This window comes from Escherichia sp. WS1152, from assembly GCF_046487665.1.
Classification (GTDB): Bacteria; Pseudomonadota; Gammaproteobacteria; order Enterobacterales; family Enterobacteriaceae; genus Escherichia; species Escherichia coli.
Window position 1 is genome coordinate 165,554 of record NZ_JBJQJA010000002.1, and the last position, 18,721, is coordinate 184,274.

Sequence of the window (18,721 nt, forward strand, 5' to 3'; positions counted from 1 at the left end):
ACTTATGAAACTAAAGACCACATTGTTCGGCAATGTATATCAGTTTAAGGATGTAAAAGAGGTGCTGGCTAAAGCCAACGAACTGCGTTCGGGGGATGTGCTGGCGGGCGTCGCAGCGGCAAGCTCACAGGAGCGCGTGGCGGCAAAGCAGGTGTTGTCGGAAATGACCGTAGCGGACATCCGCAATAATCCGGTGATTGCCTATGAAGATGACTGCGTGACGCGGCTGATTCAGGACGATGTTAACGAAACGGCCTACAACCAGATTAAAAACTGGAGCATCAGCGAACTGCGTGAGTATGTGCTGAGCGATGAAACCAGCGTGGACGACATTGCCTTTACCCGCAAAGGGCTGACCTCGGAAGTGGTCGCGGCGGTAGCGAAGATTTGCTCCAACGCGGACCTGATCTACGGCGCGAAGAAAATGCCGGTAATCAAAAAGGCCAATACCACCATCGGTATTCCGGGCACCTTCAGCGCCCGTTTGCAGCCAAATGACACCCGTGACGACGTGCAAAGTATCGCCGCGCAAATCTACGAAGGGCTTTCCTTCGGGGTGGGCGATGCGGTGATCGGCGTCAACCCGGTAACTGACGACGTGGAAAACTTAAGCCGCGTGCTGGACACCATCTATGGCGTGATCGACAAATTCAACATCCCAACTCAGGGCTGCGTACTGGCGCACGTCACCACCCAGATCGAAGCGATTCGTCGTGGCGCACCAGGCGGGCTGATTTTCCAGAGTATCTGTGGCAGTGAAAAAGGGCTGAAAGAGTTTGGCGTGGAACTGGCGATGCTCGACGAAGCGCGCGCAGTGGGTGCAGAGTTCAACCGTATCGCCGGGGAAAACTGCCTCTACTTCGAAACCGGACAAGGCTCTGCGCTGTCGGCGGGTGCCAACTACGGCGCAGACCAGGTGACCATGGAAGCGCGTAACTACGGGCTGGCGCGTCATTACGATCCGTTTATCGTCAACACCGTGGTCGGCTTTATTGGGCCGGAGTATCTCTACAATGACCGCCAGATTATTCGTGCGGGCTTAGAAGATCACTTTATGGGTAAGCTGAGCGGCATCTCTATGGGCTGTGACTGCTGCTACACCAACCACGCTGACGCTGACCAGAACCTCAACGAAAACCTGATGATCCTGCTCGCCACCGCAGGCTGCAACTACATCATGGGGATGCCGCTGGGCGATGACATCATGCTCAACTACCAGACCACGGCCTTCCACGACACCGCCACTGTGCGTCAGTTACTCAACCTGCGCCCGTCACCGGAGTTTGAACGCTGGCTGGAAAGTATGGGCATTATGGCAAACGGTCGCCTGACCAAACGGGCGGGCGATCCGTCACTGTTCTTCTGATGACGCGGAGATAACACATCATGGATCAAAAACAGATTGAAGAAATTGTACGCAGCGTGATGGCGTCAATGGGACAAACGGCCCCCGCGCCGTCAGAAGCAAAGTGCGCCACTACCACCTGTGCGGCACCGGTGACCTCGGAAAGCTGCGCGCTGGATTTAGGTTCCGCTGAAGCAAAAGCGTGGATTGGTGTTGAAAACCCACATCGTGCGGATGTGTTAACAGAACTGCGTCGCAGCACCGTGGCCCGCGTTTGTACCGGTCGTGCCGGTCCGCGTCCGCGTACCCAGGCGTTGCTGCGTTTCCTGGCCGATCACTCTCGTTCGAAAGATACCGTACTTAAAGAAGTGCCGGAAGAGTGGGTGAAAGCGCAGGGCTTGCTGGAAGTACGCTCCGAAATTAGCGACAAAAATCTCTACCTGACTCGCCCGGATATGGGCCGCCGCCTGTGTGCAGAAGCTGTTGAAGCGCTGAAAGCACAGTGTGTTGCTAATCCGGACGTACAGGTCGTTATTTCTGATGGCCTGTCAACTGATGCCATCACTGTGAACTACGAAGAGATCCTGCCGCCGCTGATGGCGGGCCTGAAACAGGCCGGGCTGAAAGTCGGCACGCCATTCTTTGTTCGTTATGGTCGCGTGAAGATTGAAGATCAGATCGGTGAGATCCTCGGCGCGAAAGTGGTGATCCTGCTGGTGGGGGAACGTCCGGGGTTAGGGCAGTCAGAAAGCCTCTCCTGCTACGCCGTTTACTCGCCGCGTATGGCGACCACCGTTGAGGCCGATCGCACCTGCATCTCTAACATTCACCAGGGCGGCACGCCGCCGGTTGAAGCCGCAGCCGTCATTGTGGATTTGGCGAAACGTATGCTGGAGCAGAAAGCATCCGGCATCAACATGACCCGATAAGGAGGCATCATGCCAGCTTTAGATTTGATTCGACCGTCGGTAACCGCCATGCGGGTGATTGCCTCCGTTAACGCCGAATTTGCGCGTGAACTGAAATTGCCGCCGCATATTCGTAGCCTCGGGCTGATTTCTGCTGATTCCGATGACGTCACCTACATTGCCGCTGATGAAGCGACCAAGCAGGCGATGGTGGAAGTGGTGTATGGCCGCTCGCTGTATGCGGGCGCTGCACACGGCCCGTCACCGACTGCCGGTGAAGTGCTGATTATGCTTGGTGGGCCAAACCCGGCGGAAGTGCGTGCCGGTCTGGATGCGATGGTTGCGCATATTGAAAATGGCGCTGCTTTCCAGTGGGCTAATGATGCGCAAGATACGGCATTCCTGGCACATGTAGTTTCGCGTACCGGTTCTTATCTCTCATCAACCGCCGGGATCACGCTTGGCGATCCGATGGCGTATCTGGTGGCACCGCCGCTGGAAGCGACCTACGGCATTGATGCAGCGTTGAAATCTGCCGACGTACAGCTGGTGACCTATGTCTCGCCACCGTCTGAAACCAACTACTCGGCAGCATTTTTAACCGGTAGCCAGGCAGCGTGTAAAGCGGCCTGTAACGCCTTTACCGATGCAGTGCTGGAAATCGCGCGTAATCCAATCCAGCGTGCGTAATGGAGGTTGCCGATGATCAATGCACTGGGATTGCTGGAAGTGGACGGCATGGTCGCTGCGATAGATGCAGCGGATGCCATGCTCAAAGCAGCTAACGTTCGTCTGCTCAGTCACGAAGTGCTTGACCCTGGTCGCTTAACGCTGGTGGTGGAAGGCGATCTAGCGGCGTGTCGTGCGGCGCTGGACGCAGGTTGTGCTGCCGCGATGCGTACCGGGCGTGTCATCAGCCGTAAGGAGATCGGTCGGCCAGACGATGACACCCAGTGGCTGGTTACTGGCTTTAACCGCCAGCCGAAGCAACCCGTAAAGGAACCCGACGCGCCAGTTATCGTCGCGGAATCTGCTGACGAGTTGTTGGCGCTGTTAACATCAGTACGTCAGGGAATGACGGCAGGAGAAGTGGCTGCCCACTTTGGCTGGCCGCTGGAAAAAGCCAGAAATGCGCTCGAACAGCTCTTTTCTGCCGGGACGTTACGTAAACGCAGTAGTCGTTATCGTCTCAAGCCCCATTAACCTGTCGGAGGTGCCGGGTGTCCTACAACACCCGGCATTAACATCATGAAAAAGACCCGTACAGCCAATTTGCACCATCTTTATCATGAACCCTTACCCGAAAACCTGAAGCTCACGCCGAAGGTCGAAGTGGATAATGTTCATCAACGACAGACAACGGATGTCTATGAACATGCTTTGACGATTACCGCCTGGCAGCAGATTTACGATCAGCTGCATCCGGGCAAGTTTCATGGTGAATTTACGGAAATTCTACTCGATGATATTCAGGTTTTTCGTGAATACACCGGTCTGGCGCTGCGTCAGTCGTGTCTGGTCTGGCCGAACTCGTTCTGGTTTGGCATTCCGGCGACGCGCGGTGAGCAGGGATTTATCGGTTCGCAATGTCTGGGAAGCGCAGAAATAGCGACGCGCCCTGGTGGAACCGAGTTTGAATTAAGTACGCCGGACGATTACACGATCCTGGGCGTAGTGCTTTCTGAAGATGTCATCACCCGGCAGGCTAACTTTTTGCATAATCCGGATCGGGTATTACATATGTTGCGTAGCCAGTCGGCGCTGGAAGTGAAAGAGCAGCATAAAGCCGCGCTGTGGGGCTTTGTCCAACAGGCGCTGGCGACGTTTTGCGAGAACCCGGAAAATCTTCATCAGCCTGCAGTGCGAAAAGTGCTGGGGGATAATTTGCTAATGGCGATGGGGGCGATGCTGGAAGAAGCGCAGCCAATGGTGACGGCGGAAAGCATCAGTCATCAGAGTTACCGTCGGTTGCTTTCCCGCGCCCGTGAATATGTGCTGGAAAACATGTCCGAACCGGTGACGGTGCTGGACTTGTGTAATCAACTGCATGTCAGCCGCCGCACGCTACAAAACGCGTTTCACGCTATTTTAGGAATTGGCCCGAACGCGTGGCTGAAACGCATTCGCCTGAACGCCGTACGCCGCGAACTGATAAGCCCGTGGTCGCAAAGCACAACGGTAAAAGACGCCGCCATGCAGTGGGGATTCTGGCATCTGGGGCAATTTGCCACGGATTACCAGCAGCTGTTTGCCGAGAAGCCGTCGTTGACGTTGCATCAGCGGATGCGGGAATGGGGGTGAGGGAGTTACACCCAATCCCTGACCTTAATAAACTCACTCAACGCCGCTTCTGGGCTGCCATCTTTTGGCTGATAATCATACTCCCAGCGTACCAGTGGCGGCATTGACATCAGGATCGACTCGGTGCGCCCGCCAGTTTGCAGGCCAAACAGAGTGCCGCGATCCCAGACCAGATTGAACTCGACATAACGACCGCGACGGTAGAGCTGAAAATTGCGCTCGCGCTCGCCGTAGGCCATCGCTTTACGTCGCTCTACAATTGGTAAATAAGCGTCGGTGTAGCCTTTGCCTATCGCCTGCATAAAGGCAAAACAGTGGTCGAAATCTGGCGTGTTCAGATCATCAAAGAACAGCCCGCCAATACCGCGCTGTTCGTTGCGATGTTTGAGGTAGAAGTAATCGTCGCACCACTTTTTGTAACGGGGATAAACATCTTCACCAAATGGCAGGCACAGGTCACGGGCGGTGCGGTGCCAGTGAATGGCATCTTCTTCAAAACCATAGAAAGGGGTTAAATCGAAGCCGCCGCCAAACCACCAGACGGGCTCTGCACCCGGTTTTTCGGCAATAAAAAAGCGCACATTCGCGTGGCTGGTGGGAACATACGGATTATGCGGATGCACTACCAGTGAAACGCCCATCGCCTCGAAACTGCGCCCGGCAAGTTCCGGGCGATGAGCGGTGGCGGAAGCAGGCATCGCCTCACCGTGGACGTGAGAAAAGTTGACGCCCGCCTGTTCGAAAACACCACCATTACGCAACACCCGGCTACGTCCGCCGCCGCCAGCTTCGCGCTGCCAGCTATCTTCGACAAATTCTGTGCCATCGACGGCGGTCAGCTGCTGACAAATCGTATCCTGAAGGTTGAGCAGAAACTGTTTAACCTGGTGTGCGTCGGGTTTCATAACTTATCGCTTTTTCGAATGTGCTTTCTGGTTGTCGAACCAGTGGAAATAACTGATCACGCCTTCAGCAATCGCTGTGGCGATTTTCTGACGAAACGCCGCCGTGCCTAACAGTCGCTCTTCTTCCGGGTTGGTGATAAACGAGGTTTCCACCAGCACCGAAGGAACCGACGGCGATTTCAACACCACAAACGCGGCTTGTTCGGTGTTGCGGCTGTGCAGTTTATGCACCGGCTTAATCTTTTTCAGAATATGCGAGCCAAGCGTCAGGCTGTTTTTAATAGTATCGGTTTGCACCAGATCAAACAGCACTTGCTGCAATAGGTGATCCTTGTCAGTCGCCTTTTTACCGGCAACTTCATCGGCGCGGTTTTCGCGTTCAGACAGGTATTTCGCCATTGCGCTACTTGCCCCACGGTTAGAGAGGGCAAATACCGAAGCACCGGCAGCTTTCGGGTTGGTAAAGCCATCGGCATGAATTGACATAAACAGATCTGCGCCATGTTTATGGGCGATTTCAACGCGATCGTAAAGTGGGATAAACGTATCGCCAGAACGCGTTAAACGCGCATCAATCCCATGATTACGCAAAATGGAACGGACGTTTTTAGCAATCGCCAGCACCACATGTTTTTCTTTCGAACCGTTGCGTCCGATCGCTCCGGTATCAATTCCGCCGTGGCCTGGATCGAGAACAACGACACGTTTGCCGCCAGATTTTTTGGCTTTCGGCTTGCTGTGTCCGTTGCTGGTTTTTAAAGGTTCGTCTTTGGCGATGGCTTGCGACATTCCTGACAACGTCAGGGCAGCCAAACCGGCTTTCAGCACCTGGCGGCGCGAAGTGAGTGTTTTTAGTGGTTTAAAAGTGCTCATACGGCCTGAGTTGTAATAATAAAGTTCCAGATGTTATATCGTATCGCGTAATCCGTTACGACCGTTTGCTGTTGAGAATTGTTTTACTTTTCATTTCAATAGTTGACAACTCCCCATTATGCCACTTTTTCAACCGATTTTCGTCAGATATTGGCTAATTCGACCGTTCACGCCATAATCAGCCTTTTAACCCGCAAAAAGGTAACGAATACCATGGAGATACGCGTATTTCGCCAGGAAGATTTCGAAGAGGTCATCACCCTTTGGGAGCGTTGCGACTTGCTGCGTCCGTGGAACGATCCGGAAATGGACATCGAGCGTAAGATGAACCATGACGTCAGTTTGTTTCTGGTCGCTGAGGTAAACGGTGAAGTGGTCGGAACGGTGATGGGCGGTTATGACGGGCATCGCGGGTCCGCTTATTATCTTGGCGTGCATCCAGAGTTTCGTGGGCGTGGAATTGCCAATGCGTTGCTTAACCGGCTGGAGAAAAAGCTGATTGCTCGCGGCTGCCCGAAAATTCAGATCAACGTGCCGGAAGATAACGACATGGTGCTCGGAATGTATGAACGCCTGGGATATGAACACGCCGACGTGCTGAGTCTGGGTAAGCGTTTGATTGAAGATGAAGAGTACTGAGTTTCATCCTGTCCATTATGATGCGCACGGTCGCCTGCGTTTACCCTTGCTCTTCTGGCTTGTGCTATTGCTTCAGGCGCGAACCTGGGTGCTGTTTGTCATTGCCGGTGCGTCGCGCGAGCAGGGTACTGCGCTGCTAAATCTGTTTTATCCCGATCACGATAATTTCTGGCTGGGGCTGATTCCTGGCATTCCGGCGGTGCTGGCATTTTTGTTGAGCGGTCGGCGGGCTACGTTTCCTCGCACCTGGCGTGTACTCTATTTTCTGTTGCTGTTGGCGCAGGTGGTTTTACTTTGCTGGCAACCGTGGCTGTGGCTGAACGGTGAATCCGTTAGCGGTTTCGGTCTGGCGCTGGTAGTGGCGGATATTGTGGCGTTAATCTGGCTGCTGACCAATCGACGTTTACGCGCTTGTTTTAATGAAGTAAAAGAATAACGGCACTTTTTGGTGAATTTGCACTCCAAGCAACGTTATTGAATAACCAAAGGAAGTGACATGAAATCGCTGCGTTTAATGTTATGCGCTATGCCGTTGATGCTGACCGGCTGTTCCACGATGTCGTCAGTTAACTGGTCTGCCGCTAATCCGTGGAACTGGTTTGGATCGTCCACCAAAGTGAGCGAGCAGGGCGTGGGTGAATTAACGGCGTCCACACCACTGCAAGAACAAGCCATTGCTGATGCGCTTGATGGCGATTATCGCCTGCGCAGCGGAATGAAAACCGCGAACGGCAACGTGGTGCGCTTTTTTGAAGTGATGAAAGGCGACAACGTGGCGATGGTGATTAACGGCGATCAAGGCACGATCAGCCGCATTGATGTGCTGGATAGCGATATTCCTGCTGACACCGGTGTTAAAATCGGTACACCGTTTAGCGACCTTTACAGCAAAGCATTTGGCAATTGCCAAAAAGCTGATGGTGATGATAATCGTGCCGTCGAATGTAAAGCCGAAGGCAGTCAACATATTAGCTACCAGTTCAGCGGGGAATGGAGTGGTCCTGAAGGGTTAATGCCTTCGGACGATACCCTGAAAAACTGGAAAGTCAGTAAAATTATCTGGCGGCGTTAATTTGCGTCTGAACAAACCGCCGCCGCGAAAAAACACGTAAAATAGCGCCCAACAATGCCACGGATTGCGTGGCATTCTTATTTTCAGGAGGAACAATGTCTCAGGTTCAGAGTGGCATTTTGCCAGAACATTGCCGCGCGGCGATTTGGATCGAAGCCAACGTAAAAGGGGAAGTTGACGCCCTGCGTGCGGCCAGTAAAACATTTGCCGACAAACTGGCAACTTTTGAAGCGAAATTCCCGGACGCGCATCTTGGTGCGGTGGTTGCCTTTGGTAACAACACCTGGCGCGCTCTGAGCGGCGGCGTTGGGGCAGAAGAGCTGAAAGATTTTCCGGGCTACGGTAAAGGCCTTGCGCCGACCACCCAGTTCGATGTGTTGATCCACATTCTTTCTCTGCGTCACGACGTAAACTTCTCTGTCGCCCAGGCGGCGATGGAAGCCTTTGGTGACTGCATTGAAGTGAAAGAAGAGATCCACGGCTTCCGTTGGGTGGAAGAGCGTGACCTGAGCGGCTTTGTTGACGGTACAGAAAACCCGGCGGGTGAAGAGACGCGTCGCGAAGTGGCGGTTATCAAAGACGGCGTGGATGCCGGCGGCAGCTATGTGTTTGTGCAGCGTTGGGAGCACAACCTGAAGCAGCTCAACCGGATGAGCGTTCACGATCAGGAGATGATGATCGGGCGCACCAAAGAGGCCAACGAAGAGATCGACGGCGACGAACGTCCGGAAACCTCTCACCTCACCCGCGTTGATCTGAAAGAAGATGGCAAAGGGCTGAAGATTGTTCGCCAGAGCCTGCCGTACGGCACCGCCAGTGGCACTCACGGTCTGTACTTCTGCGCCTACTGCGCGCGTCTGCATAACATTGAGCAGCAACTGCTGAGCATGTTTGGCGATACCGATGGTAAGCGTGATGCGATGTTGCGTTTCACCAAACCGGTAACCGGCGGCTATTATTTCGCACCGTCGCTGGACAAGTTGATGGCGCTGTAAGCGTTTCTGATTCATTGATTAAAGGCCAGGCAGTAACATTACTGACTGGCCTTTTTATTACTTTTGTTTTAACGCCGCATACACCTGATCAACTACCCAACCATACGTTGCAATCGGCAGCTGACCGCTTTCGAACATATTGGGATTCTGTTGCGGATCGGCAACCGGCGAATGTGGCTTGTTGCTTAACATCACAATCGCCATATGATTCACCGGATCGATAACGGTCACCGTTCCGGTCCAGCCAGTGTGACCGTAGGTTTGCGGGCTTGCCAGCGTGCCAAACGTCGGCGTCATGGTGGCATTACCATTCACGCGCCAGCCGAGGCCAAAAGTGGCATCTTCCTTAGAGCTGGTGGTGAACATCTTCACCGTTTCCGCACTGAACAGCTGCACATCGCCATAGCCCCCGCCGTTCAGCATCGTTTGCATTAACACCGCAATATCGCCGGTATTGGAAAACAAACCTGCGTGCCCGGAAACGCCGCCCATCGAATAAAAGGCTTTTTCATCGTGTACCTGACCCCAAATCGTGGTGGTGCGGATATTCGGGAAGTGGATCACGCCATCGCGGGTATTGCCGTTCAGTTCAGTCGCGGCAATTTGCTGCGGTTTAAAGCCTTTCAGCAGTGGATTAAACATTGTGTGCGTCAGGCCGAGCGGGCGATAAATCGACTCTTCAACATAGCGGTCAAGCGGCTGACCGGTGACCGACTCGACGATAAATCCAAGCAGCATGTAATCGACATCGCTGTAGATATGCTTGCTGCCGGGCTGATACTCCAGCGGTGTACGTTTAATCATCTCCAGCGTCTGGCCTTTATCCTGGGAATATAACGCGCCCGCGACCGCTTTATTAGGGTATTGTGGATCTGCCGGGAAACCGCCGCTGTGATGCAGCAGGTCGGCTATCCGCAGCGTGTTTTTGCCTTTAATCGTATCGCTCGGGCTATCGGCAAACCCTGGAATATATTTCGCAATCCGATCGTCAGGATGCAGTTTGCCTTCGCTCATTAGCTTTTGCAGGGCGAAGTTAGTGGCGTACATTTTTGTGTTTGAGGCCAGGTCATACAGTGTATCGGTGGTGGCTTTTACAGGCTGTGCCATCAATACGCTGCCATCGTATTTTTTCGCCGCTCCCCAGGCTTTGCGATACACAATCTGATTATCTTTAATAATCAGCAGGTTTACGCCGGGATAACCGGCTTCAACTTGCTGGCTTATCCAGTTCGACATCTGGTTAAGCCGTTCGACGTTGAACCCTGCTTTCTCTGGCGAACTTTCTGTCAGAACAGGGTATTTTGCGGCGCTGACGCTACAGCTGACAGCCAGCAGAGAAAGATAGAGCATTGTCCGTTTCATAATCAGTCCAGATTGACGTTACGGCAGCCAAAGAGCGTGGTGAAAATAAACCCACTAACCCATGCCACCAGAATCCCACCTGCATATACCGCCATTGCCGGAAGGATGCCTTGCGCGGAAGTCATCAGCGGCAGCGCCACCAGACCAGACGGCCCAAAGGCGCTGTTTAAGCCCATTGGCAGACCCCACCAGGCTATCAGCCCGATAAACAAACCGCCCGCCGCGCCGCCTAAACAAGCGGTAACAAACGGTTTCATGCGGGGCAGGGTGACGCCGTAAATCAATGGTTCGCCAACGCCCAGCAGACCGGGAATAATCGCCCCTCGCACCTGACTGCGTAATGCACTGTGCGGTTGCGCCCGCCAGTAGAGCGCCAGCGCCGCGCCCACCTGGCCCGCGCCTGCCATCGAAAGGATAGGAAATAAGCTGTTGAATCCCTGGCTGTCCATTAACGCGAGGTAAACAGGAATAAAGCCCTGATGCACGCCAAATACCACGGCGATCAGGAACAGCCCGGCTAAAACCGCACAACCGAGCGGATTACTGTTCAGGTGCATAAACAGCCACGACATACCTTCGAATAACCAGCCGCCCAGCGGCATAATGATCAGGTAGGCCAGCGTAGCGGTGATCAGTAGGGTGATTAACGAGGTCAGCAGCATGTCGAGATCGTCCGGCATAAAGCGGCGCACCATGCCTTCGATGCGGGCGCAGGCCCACGCGGCAATCAACACGCCGATAATATTGCCGCGCGGATCGATGGGCAGACCAAAGAAATCGTGAAAACCGGCGTAGTAACCGGTGGTTGCAGCGGGGTTATAACCGAGCAAAAAGAGTGCGGCAATAATTGCGCCATTGACGCCCGTGCCGCCAAATGCCTGGGCGGCGTTATAGCCCACCAGAATCACCAGGAAGGTGAACAAACCTTTGCTGAACACCTTCATAAAATTCAGCGCGTCGGGTAGCGTGCCCTGAGCATCTGCCGGAACGTGCATCACCGTGGCAATTAACGTCGCTATTCCCAGCAGCAGACCGGCGGCAATAAAACCGGGGATAAGCGGCGTGAAGATGGTGGCGAATTTGGCGAGAAATTGTTGCACGCCGGAGGTTTGTTTGGCTTTTAACTGACGTTTGTTCTGGGCGGCGATTTCTGCGGCATCCTGTACCGGTGCTTCTCCCAGCAGCTCGCTCATCGCTTTTGCGGCACGATGCGCTTTACCAGGCCCAAAAACGACCTGCACCTGGTCACTGGTCAAAATGACGCCCTTCACGCCTTCCAGCGTTTTGATATCGGGATCAACCAGTGAACTGTCATGTACACCCAGACGCAGGCGCGTCATACAGTTACCACAACTGGCGATATTTCCCGGTCCGCCGACACGGGTAAGAATGGTGTTCAGAAGTTCACTGCTGATCTCTTTGACCATGGGTTATTCCTTGTCTAAAACCTGACGAATAAAGCCGCCGTGTTGATCCAGGCGTTTTTTAGCTTCTGCGGCATCGAGATTTTTCAGTACCATCACAATGGCCGTTTTACAGTTGCGCTCGCAGGCAATTAACGCCGCTTCCGCTTGTTCGGCATTACATCCGGTGGCGTTTTTAACAATATTGACCTGGCGCACATGCAGTTTTTCGTTGGTGGCGACCACATCGACCATCAGGTTGCCGAACACTTTGCCAGATTTAATCATCAGCCCGGTGGAGAGCATATTGAGCACCAGTTTCTGCGCTGTACCTGCTTTCATCCGCGAAGAACCGGTAACCACTTCGGCACCTACAATCGGTGTAATGGCAAACTCTGCGGTGGTTGAAACGGCGCTCCCCGGATTACAGGAAATTCCCACTGTGCGGCAGCCGAGCTGGCGTGCGTATTCCAGTCCGGCAATTACATACGGCGTGCGACCACTGGCCGCAATGCCAACCACCACATCCTGCGCGGTTAAGCCGATGTTTTTCAGGTCGTTAACACCACCTTCCCGGCTATCTTCAGCGCCTTCCACCGCGTGCTGAATGGCATATTCGCCTCCAGCAATCAAACCAACCACCAAACCCGGTTTCACGCCATAGGTGGGCGGACATTCGCTGGCATCCAGAATCCCCAGACGACCGGATGTTCCCGCACCGAGATAAATCAGACGACCGCCGCCGCTGACCTGGGCGTGGATAACATCGATCGCCGCGGCGATATCCGGCAGTACGCGCTCAACGGCGAGTGGTACAGTTTTATCTTCATCGTTGATAATCCGGCACATTTCCAGCGTTGATACGCGGTCAATTTCAGCCGAGGCGGCGTTCGAGCCTTCGGTAATCATCTTTTCAAGTTGCATCGGTGGTGACCTTACTATTTACGATCAAATAATTGCAGATGTATGGAATCATATATCCCGAATTGACAGACTTAAAGGAATCATTGAGTCTACACTCGCAGAGTGTGAAGAGCGTCATAAGAACTTAAGCGGAATTTTTGCTGCCAGCCCAGGAGAGTGGAAGATGTTGTACCTGACGAAAATACGCAATGCGGAAAGTGAATTTACCGAGAACGAGCAAAAAATTGCTGACTTTCTGCGGGCCAACGTGAGTGAGCTGAAATCCGTCTCTTCGCGCAAGATGGCGAAACAGCTCGGCATCAGCCAGTCGAGTATTGTGAAGTTTGCCCAGAAGCTCGGCGCACAAGGATTTACTGAATTGCGTATGGCGTTAATAGGCGAATACAGTGCCAGCCGGGAGAAAACGAATGCCACTGCGCTGCACCTGCACAGTTCGATTACCAGTGATGATTCGCTGGAAGTGATTGCCCGCAAACTGAATCGCGAAAAAGAGCTGGCGCTGGAGCAAACCTGCACGTTGTTCGACTACGCGCGGCTGCAAAAAATCATTGAGGTCATCAGTAAAGCACCGTTTATCCAGATAACGGGCCTGGGCGGATCGGCGCTGGTGGGGCGCGATCTGTCGTTCAAACTGATGAAAATTGGCTATCGCGTGGCCTGCGAAGCCGACACGCACGTACAAGCCACCGTTTCCCAGGCGTTGAAAAAAGGCGATGTACAAATCGCTATCTCTTACAGCGGCAGTAAAAAAGAGATTGTCTTGTGCGCAGAAGCGGCACGAAAGCAGGGGGCAACGGTGATTGCCATTACTTCTCTGGCTGACTCTCCGCTGCGGCGGCTGGCGCATTTCACGCTCGATACCGTTTCCGGTGAAACCGAATGGCGTAGCTCGTCGATGTCTACCCGCACGGCGCAAAATTCTGTTACCGATTTACTGTTTGTTGGTCTTGTGCAACTCAATGATGTGGAGTCATTGAAAATGATTCAGCGCAGCAGTGAGCTAACACAACGCCTGAAATGATGCATAAAGCAGCGACTGGATTGAGATTTTCCTGAATTAGTGAGCTGATCCGCAGCAATATTTTGTTTATCCTGTATTTTCAGAGGGAATGGAGTGTAACGCTCTGTATTAACAAGGAGAGCATTAAAATGGGTAAACTCACGGGCAAGACAGCACTGATTACGGGCGCATTGCAGGGAATTGGCGAAGGAATTGCCAGAACTTTTGCGCGTCATGGCGCAAACCTAATCTTGCTGGATATCTCCCCTGAGATCGAAAAGCTGGCGGACGAACTGTGTGGTCGTGGTCATCGCTGTACGGCGGTTGTCGCCGATGTGCGTGACCCGGCGTCGGTAGCCGCAGCTATCAAACGCGCGAAGGAAAAAGAAGGGCGCATTGATATCCTGGTGAATAACGCAGGCGTTTGTCGTCTGGGCAGTTTCCTCGATATGAGCGATGACGATCGCGATTTCCATATTGACATCAATATTAAAGGCGTATGGAACGTCACGAAGGCGGTGCTGCCGGAGATGATTGCCCGCAAAGATGGTCGCATTGTGATGATGTCTTCGGTCACTGGCGATATGGTGGCCGATCCGGGTGAAACGGCGTACGCCTTAACGAAAGCGGCGATTGTTGGCCTGACAAAATCGCTGGCGGTGGAGTATGCGCAGTCTGGTATTCGCGTTAACGCCATATGCCCTGGATACGTTCGCACACCAATGGCGGAAAGCATTGCCCGCCAGTCGAACCCGGAAGATCCAGAGTCAGTGCTGACTGAAATGGCAAAAGCAATCCCGCTGCGTCGCCTCGCCGATCCGCTGGAAGTCGGCGAACTGGCGGCCTTCCTCGCATCGGATGAATCCAGCTATTTAACCGGTACACAGAATGTGATTGATGGCGGCAGCACACTGCCGGAGACGGTTAGCGTCGGTATCTGATTCACCTCTGTTTCCTCCCTGCATGTGTGGGGAGGATTTCGTCTTATTCCCTTTTCAACTTCCAAATCACCAAACGGTATATAAAACCGTTACTCCTTTCACGTCCGTTATAAATATGATGGCTATTAGAAAGTCATTAAATTTATAAGGGTGCGCAATGGCCGTTAACTTACTGAAAAAGAACTCACTCGCGCTGGTCGCTTCTCTGCTGCTGGCGGGCCATGTACAGGCAACGGAACTGCTGAACAGTTCTTATGACGTCTCCCGCGAGCTGTTTGCCGCCCTGAACCCGCCGTTTGAACAGCAATGGGCCAAAGATAACGGCGGCGACAAACTGACGATAAAACAATCTCATGCCGGGTCATCAAAACAGGCGCTGGCAATTTTGCAGGGCTTAAAAGCCGACGTTGTCACTTATAACCAGGTGACCGACGTACAAATTCTGCACGATAAAGGCAAGCTTATCCCGGCGGACTGGCAGTCGCGCCTGCCGAATAATAGCTCGCCGTTCTACTCCACCATGGGCTTCCTGGTGCGTAAGGGCAACCCGAAGAATATCCACGACTGGAACGACCTGGTGCGCTCCGACGTGAAACTGATTTTCCCGAACCCGAAAACGTCGGGTAACGCGCGTTATACCTATCTGGCGGCATGGGGCGCAGCGGATAAAGCTGACGGTGGCGACAAAGCCAAAACCGAACAGTTTATGACCCAGTTCCTGAAAAACGTTGAAGTGTTCGATACTGGCGGTCGTGGCGCGACCACCACTTTTGCCGAGCGCGGCCTGGGCGATGTGCTGATCAGCTTCGAGTCGGAAGTGAACAACATCCGCAAACAGTATGAAGCGCAGGGCTTTGAAGTGGTGATTCCGAAAACCAACATTCTGGCGGAATTCCCGGTGGCGTGGGTCGATAAAAACGTGCAGGCCAACGGTACGGAAAAAGCAGCAAAAGCCTACCTGAACTGGCTCTACAGCCCGCAGGCGCAAACCATCATCACCGACTATTACTACCGCGTGAATAACCCGGAAGTCATGGACAAACTGAAAGATAAATTCCCGCAGACCGAGCTGTTCCGCGTGGAAGACAAATTTGGCTCCTGGCCGGAAGTGATGAAAACCCACTTCACCAGCGGCGGCGAGTTAGACAAGCTGTTAGCGGCGGGGCGTAATTAATGTTTGCAGTTTCTTCAAGACGCGTGCTGCCGGGCTTTACCTTAAGCCTCGGCACCAGTCTGCTGTTTGTTTGCCTGATTTTGCTGCTGCCGCTTTCCGCGCTGGTGATGCAGCTTTCTGAGATGAGCTGGGCGCAGTACTGGGAAGTGATCACCAACCCGCAGGTGGTCGCGGCCTACAAAGTGACGCTGCTGTCGGCGTTTGTGGCATCAATTTTTAACGGCGTTTTCGGCCTGCTGATGGCGTGGATTTTAACCCGTTATCGCTTTCCGGGCCGCACGCTGCTTGATGCGCTGATGGATTTACCCTTTGCGCTGCCAACGGCAGTCGCCGGTTTAACGCTGGCCTCGCTCTTTTCTGTAAACGGTTTTTACGGTGAATGGCTGGCGAAGTTTGATATCAAAGTCACCTATACATGGCTGGGGATTGCGGTGGCGATGGCCTTTACTAGCATTCCGTTTGTGGTACGTACCGTGCAGCCGGTGCTGGAAGAGTTAGGCCCGGAATATGAAGAAGCGGCGGAAACGCTTGGTGCAACGCGCTGGCAGAGTTTCTGCAAAGTGGTGCTGCCGGAACTTTCTCCGGCGCTGGTGGCGGGCGTGGCGTTGTCGTTTACCCGTAGTCTTGGTGAGTTTGGCGCGGTGATATTTATCGCCGGGAACATCGCCTGGAAGACGGAAGTGACGTCGCTGATGATTTTTGTGCGCTTGCAGGAGTTTGATTACCCGGCGGCGAGCGCGATTGCTTCGGTGATCCTCGCGGCATCCCTGATACTGCTGTTCTCAATTAACACTCTGCAAAGTCGCTTTGGTCGGCGTGTGGTAGGTCATTAATGGCGGAAGTTACCCAATTGAAGCGTTATGACGCGCGCCCGATTAACTGGGGCAAATGGTTTCTGATTGGCATCGGGATGCTGGTATCGGCGTTCATCCTGCTGGTGCCGATGATTTACATCTTCGTGCAGGCATTCAGCAAGGGGCTGATGCCGGTTTTACAGAATCTGGCCGATCCGGACATGCTGCACGCGATTTGGCTGACGGTGATGATCGCGCTGATTGCCGTACCGGTAAACCTGGTGTTCGGCATTCTGCTGGCCTGGCTGGTGACGCGCTTTAACTTCCCTGGACGCCAGTTACTGCTGACGCTACTGGACATTCCGTTTGCCGTATCGCCGGTGGTTGCCGGTCTGGTGTATCTGCTGTTCTACGGCTCTAACGGCCCGCTGGGCGGCTGGCTGGATGAACATAATCTGCAAATTATGTTCTCCTGGCCGGGAATGGTGCTGGTCACCATCTTTGTGACGTGTCCGTTTGTGGTGCGCGAGCTGGTGCCGGTGATGTTAAGCCAGGGCAGCCAGGAAGACGAAGCGGCGATTTTGCTTGGCGCGTCTGGCTGGCAGATGTTTCGCCGCGTCACATTGCCGAACATTCGCTGGGCGCTGCTTTATGGCGTGGTGTTGACCAACGCCCGCGCAATTGGCGAGTTTGGCGCGGTGTCGGTGGTTTCCGGCTCGATTCGCGGCGAAACCCTGTCGCTGCCGTTACAGATTGAATTGCTGGAGCAGGACTACAACACCGTCGGCTCCTTTACCGCTGCGGCGCTGTTAACGCTGATGGCGATTATCACCCTGTTTTTAAAAAGTATGTTGCAGTGGCGCCTGGAGAATCAGGAAAAACGCGCACAGCAGGAGGAACATCATGAGCATTGAGATTGCCAATATTAAGAAGTCGTTTGGTCGCACCCAGGTGCTGAACGATATCTCACTGGATATTCCTTCAGGTCAGATGGTCGCGTTGCTGGGGCCGTCCGGTTCCGGGAAAACCACGCTGCTGCGCATTATCGCTGGGCTGGAGCATCAAACCAGCGGGCATATTCGCTTCCACGGCACCGACGTGAGCCGCCTGCACGCACGTGATCGTAAAGTCGGTTTCGTGTTCCAGCATTACGCGCTGTTCCGCCATATGACGGTGTTCGACAATATCGCTTTTGGCCTGACGGTGCTGCCGCGTCGCGAGCGCCCGAATGCCGCAGCCATCAAAGCGAAAGTGACAAAATTGCTGGAAATGGTGCAGCTTGCCCATCTGGCGGATCGTTATCCGGCGCAGCTTTCCGGCGGCCAGAAACAGCGTGTGGCGCTGGCGCGCGCGCTGGCTGTGGAACCGCAAATTCTGCTGCTTGATGAACCGTTTGGCGCGTTGGATGCGCAGGTGCGTAAAGAGCTGCGTCGCTGGCTGCGTCAACTCCATGAAGAGCTGAAATTCACCAGCGTGTTCGTGACCCATGACCAGGAAGAAGCGACCGAAGTAGCTGATCGTGTAGTGGTGATGAGCCAGGGCAATATCGAGCAGGCTGATGCGCCGGACCAGGTATGGCGCGAACCAGCGACCCGTTTTGTACTCGAATTTATGGGCGAAGTGAACCGCCTGCAGGGAACCATTCGCGGCGGGCAGTTCCATGTTGGCGCACATCGCTGGCCGCTGGGCTACACACCTGCGTATCAGGGGCCGGTGGATCTCTTCCTGCGCCCGTGGGAAGTGGATATCAGCCGCCGTACCAGTCTCGATTCGCCGCTGCCGGTACAGGTACTGGAAGCCAGCCCGAAAGGTCACTACACCCAATTAGTGGTGCAGCCGCTGGGGTGGTACAACGAACCGCTGACGGTCGTGATGCATGGCGACGATGCCCCGCAGCGTGGCGAGCGTTTATTCGTTGGTCTGCAACATGCGCGGCTGTATAACGGCGACGAGCGTATCGAAACCCGAGATGAGGAACTTGCTCTCGCACAAAGCGCCTGATAGGTTGAGTGAATGTTAAACGCCCGGAGGCGCTTCCCGCGATCCGGGCTTTTTAATGGCAAGGTTTGTAACCTGTAGGCCTGA

20 protein-coding genes are annotated in these 18,721 nt (G+C 54.0%); 15 read left to right on the top strand and 5 right to left on the bottom strand.

What is annotated here, in order from left to right; translation table 11 throughout:
• Nucleotides 1–4 precede the first annotated feature (4 nt).
• The 5 genes from eutB to eutR are packed head-to-tail and all read left to right on the top strand — an operon-like array spanning nucleotide 5 to nucleotide 4,554.
• Nucleotides 5–1,366, top strand: a complete 1,362-nt coding sequence (eutB, locus tag ACJHW7_RS04690) for an ethanolamine ammonia-lyase subunit alpha (RefSeq protein WP_040234861.1) — start codon at nucleotides 5–7, stop codon at nucleotides 1,364–1,366.
• Nucleotides 1,367–1,386: 20 nt separating this feature from the next.
• Complete coding sequence (eutC, locus tag ACJHW7_RS04695) at nucleotides 1,387–2,274, top strand: ethanolamine ammonia-lyase subunit beta (RefSeq protein WP_000372367.1); 888 nt, start codon at nucleotides 1,387–1,389, stop codon at nucleotides 2,272–2,274.
• A 9-nt stretch (nucleotides 2,275–2,283) separates the two neighbouring features.
• Nucleotides 2,284–2,943, top strand: coding sequence for an ethanolamine utilization microcompartment protein EutL (gene eutL / locus ACJHW7_RS04700; protein ID WP_040234860.1), 660 nt, complete (start codon nucleotides 2,284–2,286; stop codon nucleotides 2,941–2,943).
• A gap of 12 nt (nucleotides 2,944–2,955) precedes the next feature.
• The gene (gene eutK, locus ACJHW7_RS04705) at nucleotides 2,956–3,456 is read left to right on the top strand and encodes an ethanolamine utilization microcompartment protein EutK (protein ID WP_001295463.1); all 501 of its coding nucleotides are present in this window, start codon (nucleotides 2,956–2,958) and stop codon (nucleotides 3,454–3,456) included.
• Nucleotides 3,457–3,501: 45 nt separating this feature from the next.
• The gene (gene eutR / locus ACJHW7_RS04710) at nucleotides 3,502–4,554 is read left to right on the top strand and encodes an HTH-type transcriptional regulator EutR (protein ID WP_000753709.1); all 1,053 of its coding nucleotides are present in this window, start codon (nucleotides 3,502–3,504) and stop codon (nucleotides 4,552–4,554) included.
• A gap of 5 nt (nucleotides 4,555–4,559) precedes the next feature.
• Here eutR and hemF read toward each other — a convergent pair whose 3' ends face one another.
• On the bottom strand, nucleotides 4,560–5,459 hold the full coding sequence (hemF, locus tag ACJHW7_RS04715; protein WP_040234859.1) for an oxygen-dependent coproporphyrinogen oxidase: 900 nt from the start codon (nucleotides 5,457–5,459) through the stop codon (nucleotides 4,560–4,562).
• 3 nt (nucleotides 5,460–5,462) lie between these two features.
• A complete protein-coding gene (gene amiA / locus ACJHW7_RS04720) occupies nucleotides 5,463–6,332 on the bottom strand; it encodes an N-acetylmuramoyl-L-alanine amidase AmiA (protein WP_000102891.1) in 870 nt (289 codons plus the stop codon).
• 213 nt (nucleotides 6,333–6,545) lie between these two features.
• Between amiA and ACJHW7_RS04725 the strand changes: the two genes are divergently transcribed.
• From ACJHW7_RS04725 to yfeX, 4 genes are all read left to right on the top strand, one after another.
• The gene (locus tag ACJHW7_RS04725; RefSeq protein WP_000406000.1) at nucleotides 6,546–6,971 is read left to right on the top strand and encodes a GNAT family acetyltransferase; all 426 of its coding nucleotides are present in this window, start codon (nucleotides 6,546–6,548) and stop codon (nucleotides 6,969–6,971) included.
• Nucleotides 6,958–7,407, top strand: coding sequence for a DUF2919 domain-containing protein (locus ACJHW7_RS04730; RefSeq protein ID WP_001313137.1), 450 nt, complete (start codon nucleotides 6,958–6,960; stop codon nucleotides 7,405–7,407). Before ACJHW7_RS04725 ends, ACJHW7_RS04730 begins: the two co-directional genes overlap by 14 nt.
• A 60-nt stretch (nucleotides 7,408–7,467) precedes the next feature.
• Entirely contained in the window at nucleotides 7,468–8,043 is a 576-nt protein-coding gene (locus tag ACJHW7_RS04735; RefSeq protein WP_000838945.1) for an RpoE-regulated lipoprotein, read from the top strand.
• A 95-nt stretch (nucleotides 8,044–8,138) separates the two neighbouring features.
• Nucleotides 8,139–9,038, top strand: coding sequence for a porphyrinogen peroxidase (yfeX, locus tag ACJHW7_RS04740; RefSeq protein ID WP_000084590.1), 900 nt, complete (start codon nucleotides 8,139–8,141; stop codon nucleotides 9,036–9,038).
• Nucleotides 9,039–9,095: 57 nt separating this feature from the next.
• On the opposite strand, the gene pbp4b is transcribed toward yfeX, so the two are convergent.
• The 3 genes from pbp4b to murQ are packed head-to-tail and all read right to left on the bottom strand — an operon-like array spanning nucleotide 9,096 to nucleotide 12,727.
• Complete coding sequence (gene pbp4b / locus ACJHW7_RS04745; protein ID WP_040234858.1) at nucleotides 9,096–10,400, bottom strand: penicillin binding protein PBP4B; 1,305 nt, start codon at nucleotides 10,398–10,400, stop codon at nucleotides 9,096–9,098.
• A 2-nt stretch (nucleotides 10,401–10,402) separates the two neighbouring features.
• Complete coding sequence (gene murP / locus ACJHW7_RS04750) at nucleotides 10,403–11,827, bottom strand: PTS N-acetylmuramic acid transporter subunit IIBC (RefSeq protein WP_040234857.1); 1,425 nt, start codon at nucleotides 11,825–11,827, stop codon at nucleotides 10,403–10,405.
• A gap of 3 nt (nucleotides 11,828–11,830) precedes the next feature.
• A complete protein-coding gene (murQ, locus tag ACJHW7_RS04755) occupies nucleotides 11,831–12,727 on the bottom strand; it encodes an N-acetylmuramic acid 6-phosphate etherase (protein WP_001175611.1) in 897 nt (298 codons plus the stop codon).
• Between the two features lie 163 nt (nucleotides 12,728–12,890).
• On the opposite strand from murQ, the gene murR reads away from it, so the two are divergent.
• The 6 genes from murR to cysA all read left to right on the top strand — a co-directional run bounded on the left by murR (nucleotide 12,891) and on the right by cysA (nucleotide 18,637).
• Entirely contained in the window at nucleotides 12,891–13,748 is an 858-nt protein-coding gene (murR, locus tag ACJHW7_RS04760; RefSeq protein WP_040234856.1) for an HTH-type transcriptional regulator MurR, read from the top strand.
• Nucleotides 13,749–13,876: 128 nt separating this feature from the next.
• Entirely contained in the window at nucleotides 13,877–14,668 is a 792-nt protein-coding gene (ucpA, locus tag ACJHW7_RS04765; protein WP_000517430.1) for an SDR family oxidoreductase UcpA, read from the top strand.
• Nucleotides 14,669–14,825: 157 nt separating this feature from the next.
• Complete coding sequence (gene cysP / locus ACJHW7_RS04770) at nucleotides 14,826–15,842, top strand: thiosulfate/sulfate ABC transporter substrate-binding protein CysP (protein WP_000290223.1); 1,017 nt, start codon at nucleotides 14,826–14,828, stop codon at nucleotides 15,840–15,842.
• The gene (gene cysT, locus ACJHW7_RS04775; protein WP_000458418.1) at nucleotides 15,842–16,675 is read left to right on the top strand and encodes a sulfate/thiosulfate ABC transporter permease CysT; all 834 of its coding nucleotides are present in this window, start codon (nucleotides 15,842–15,844) and stop codon (nucleotides 16,673–16,675) included. The genes cysP and cysT overlap by 1 nt, the downstream gene beginning before the upstream one ends.
• Nucleotides 16,675–17,550 carry a sulfate/thiosulfate ABC transporter permease CysW gene (cysW, locus tag ACJHW7_RS04780; RefSeq protein ID WP_000852686.1) on the top strand — a complete coding sequence of 292 codons (876 nt, stop codon included), beginning with the start codon at nucleotides 16,675–16,677 and terminating at the stop codon, nucleotides 17,548–17,550. The genes cysT and cysW overlap by 1 nt, the downstream gene beginning before the upstream one ends.
• A complete protein-coding gene (gene cysA / locus ACJHW7_RS04785) occupies nucleotides 17,540–18,637 on the top strand; it encodes a sulfate/thiosulfate ABC transporter ATP-binding protein CysA (RefSeq protein WP_000021036.1) in 1,098 nt (365 codons plus the stop codon). The genes cysW and cysA overlap by 11 nt, the downstream gene beginning before the upstream one ends.
• Nucleotides 18,638–18,721: the final 84 nt, after the last annotated feature.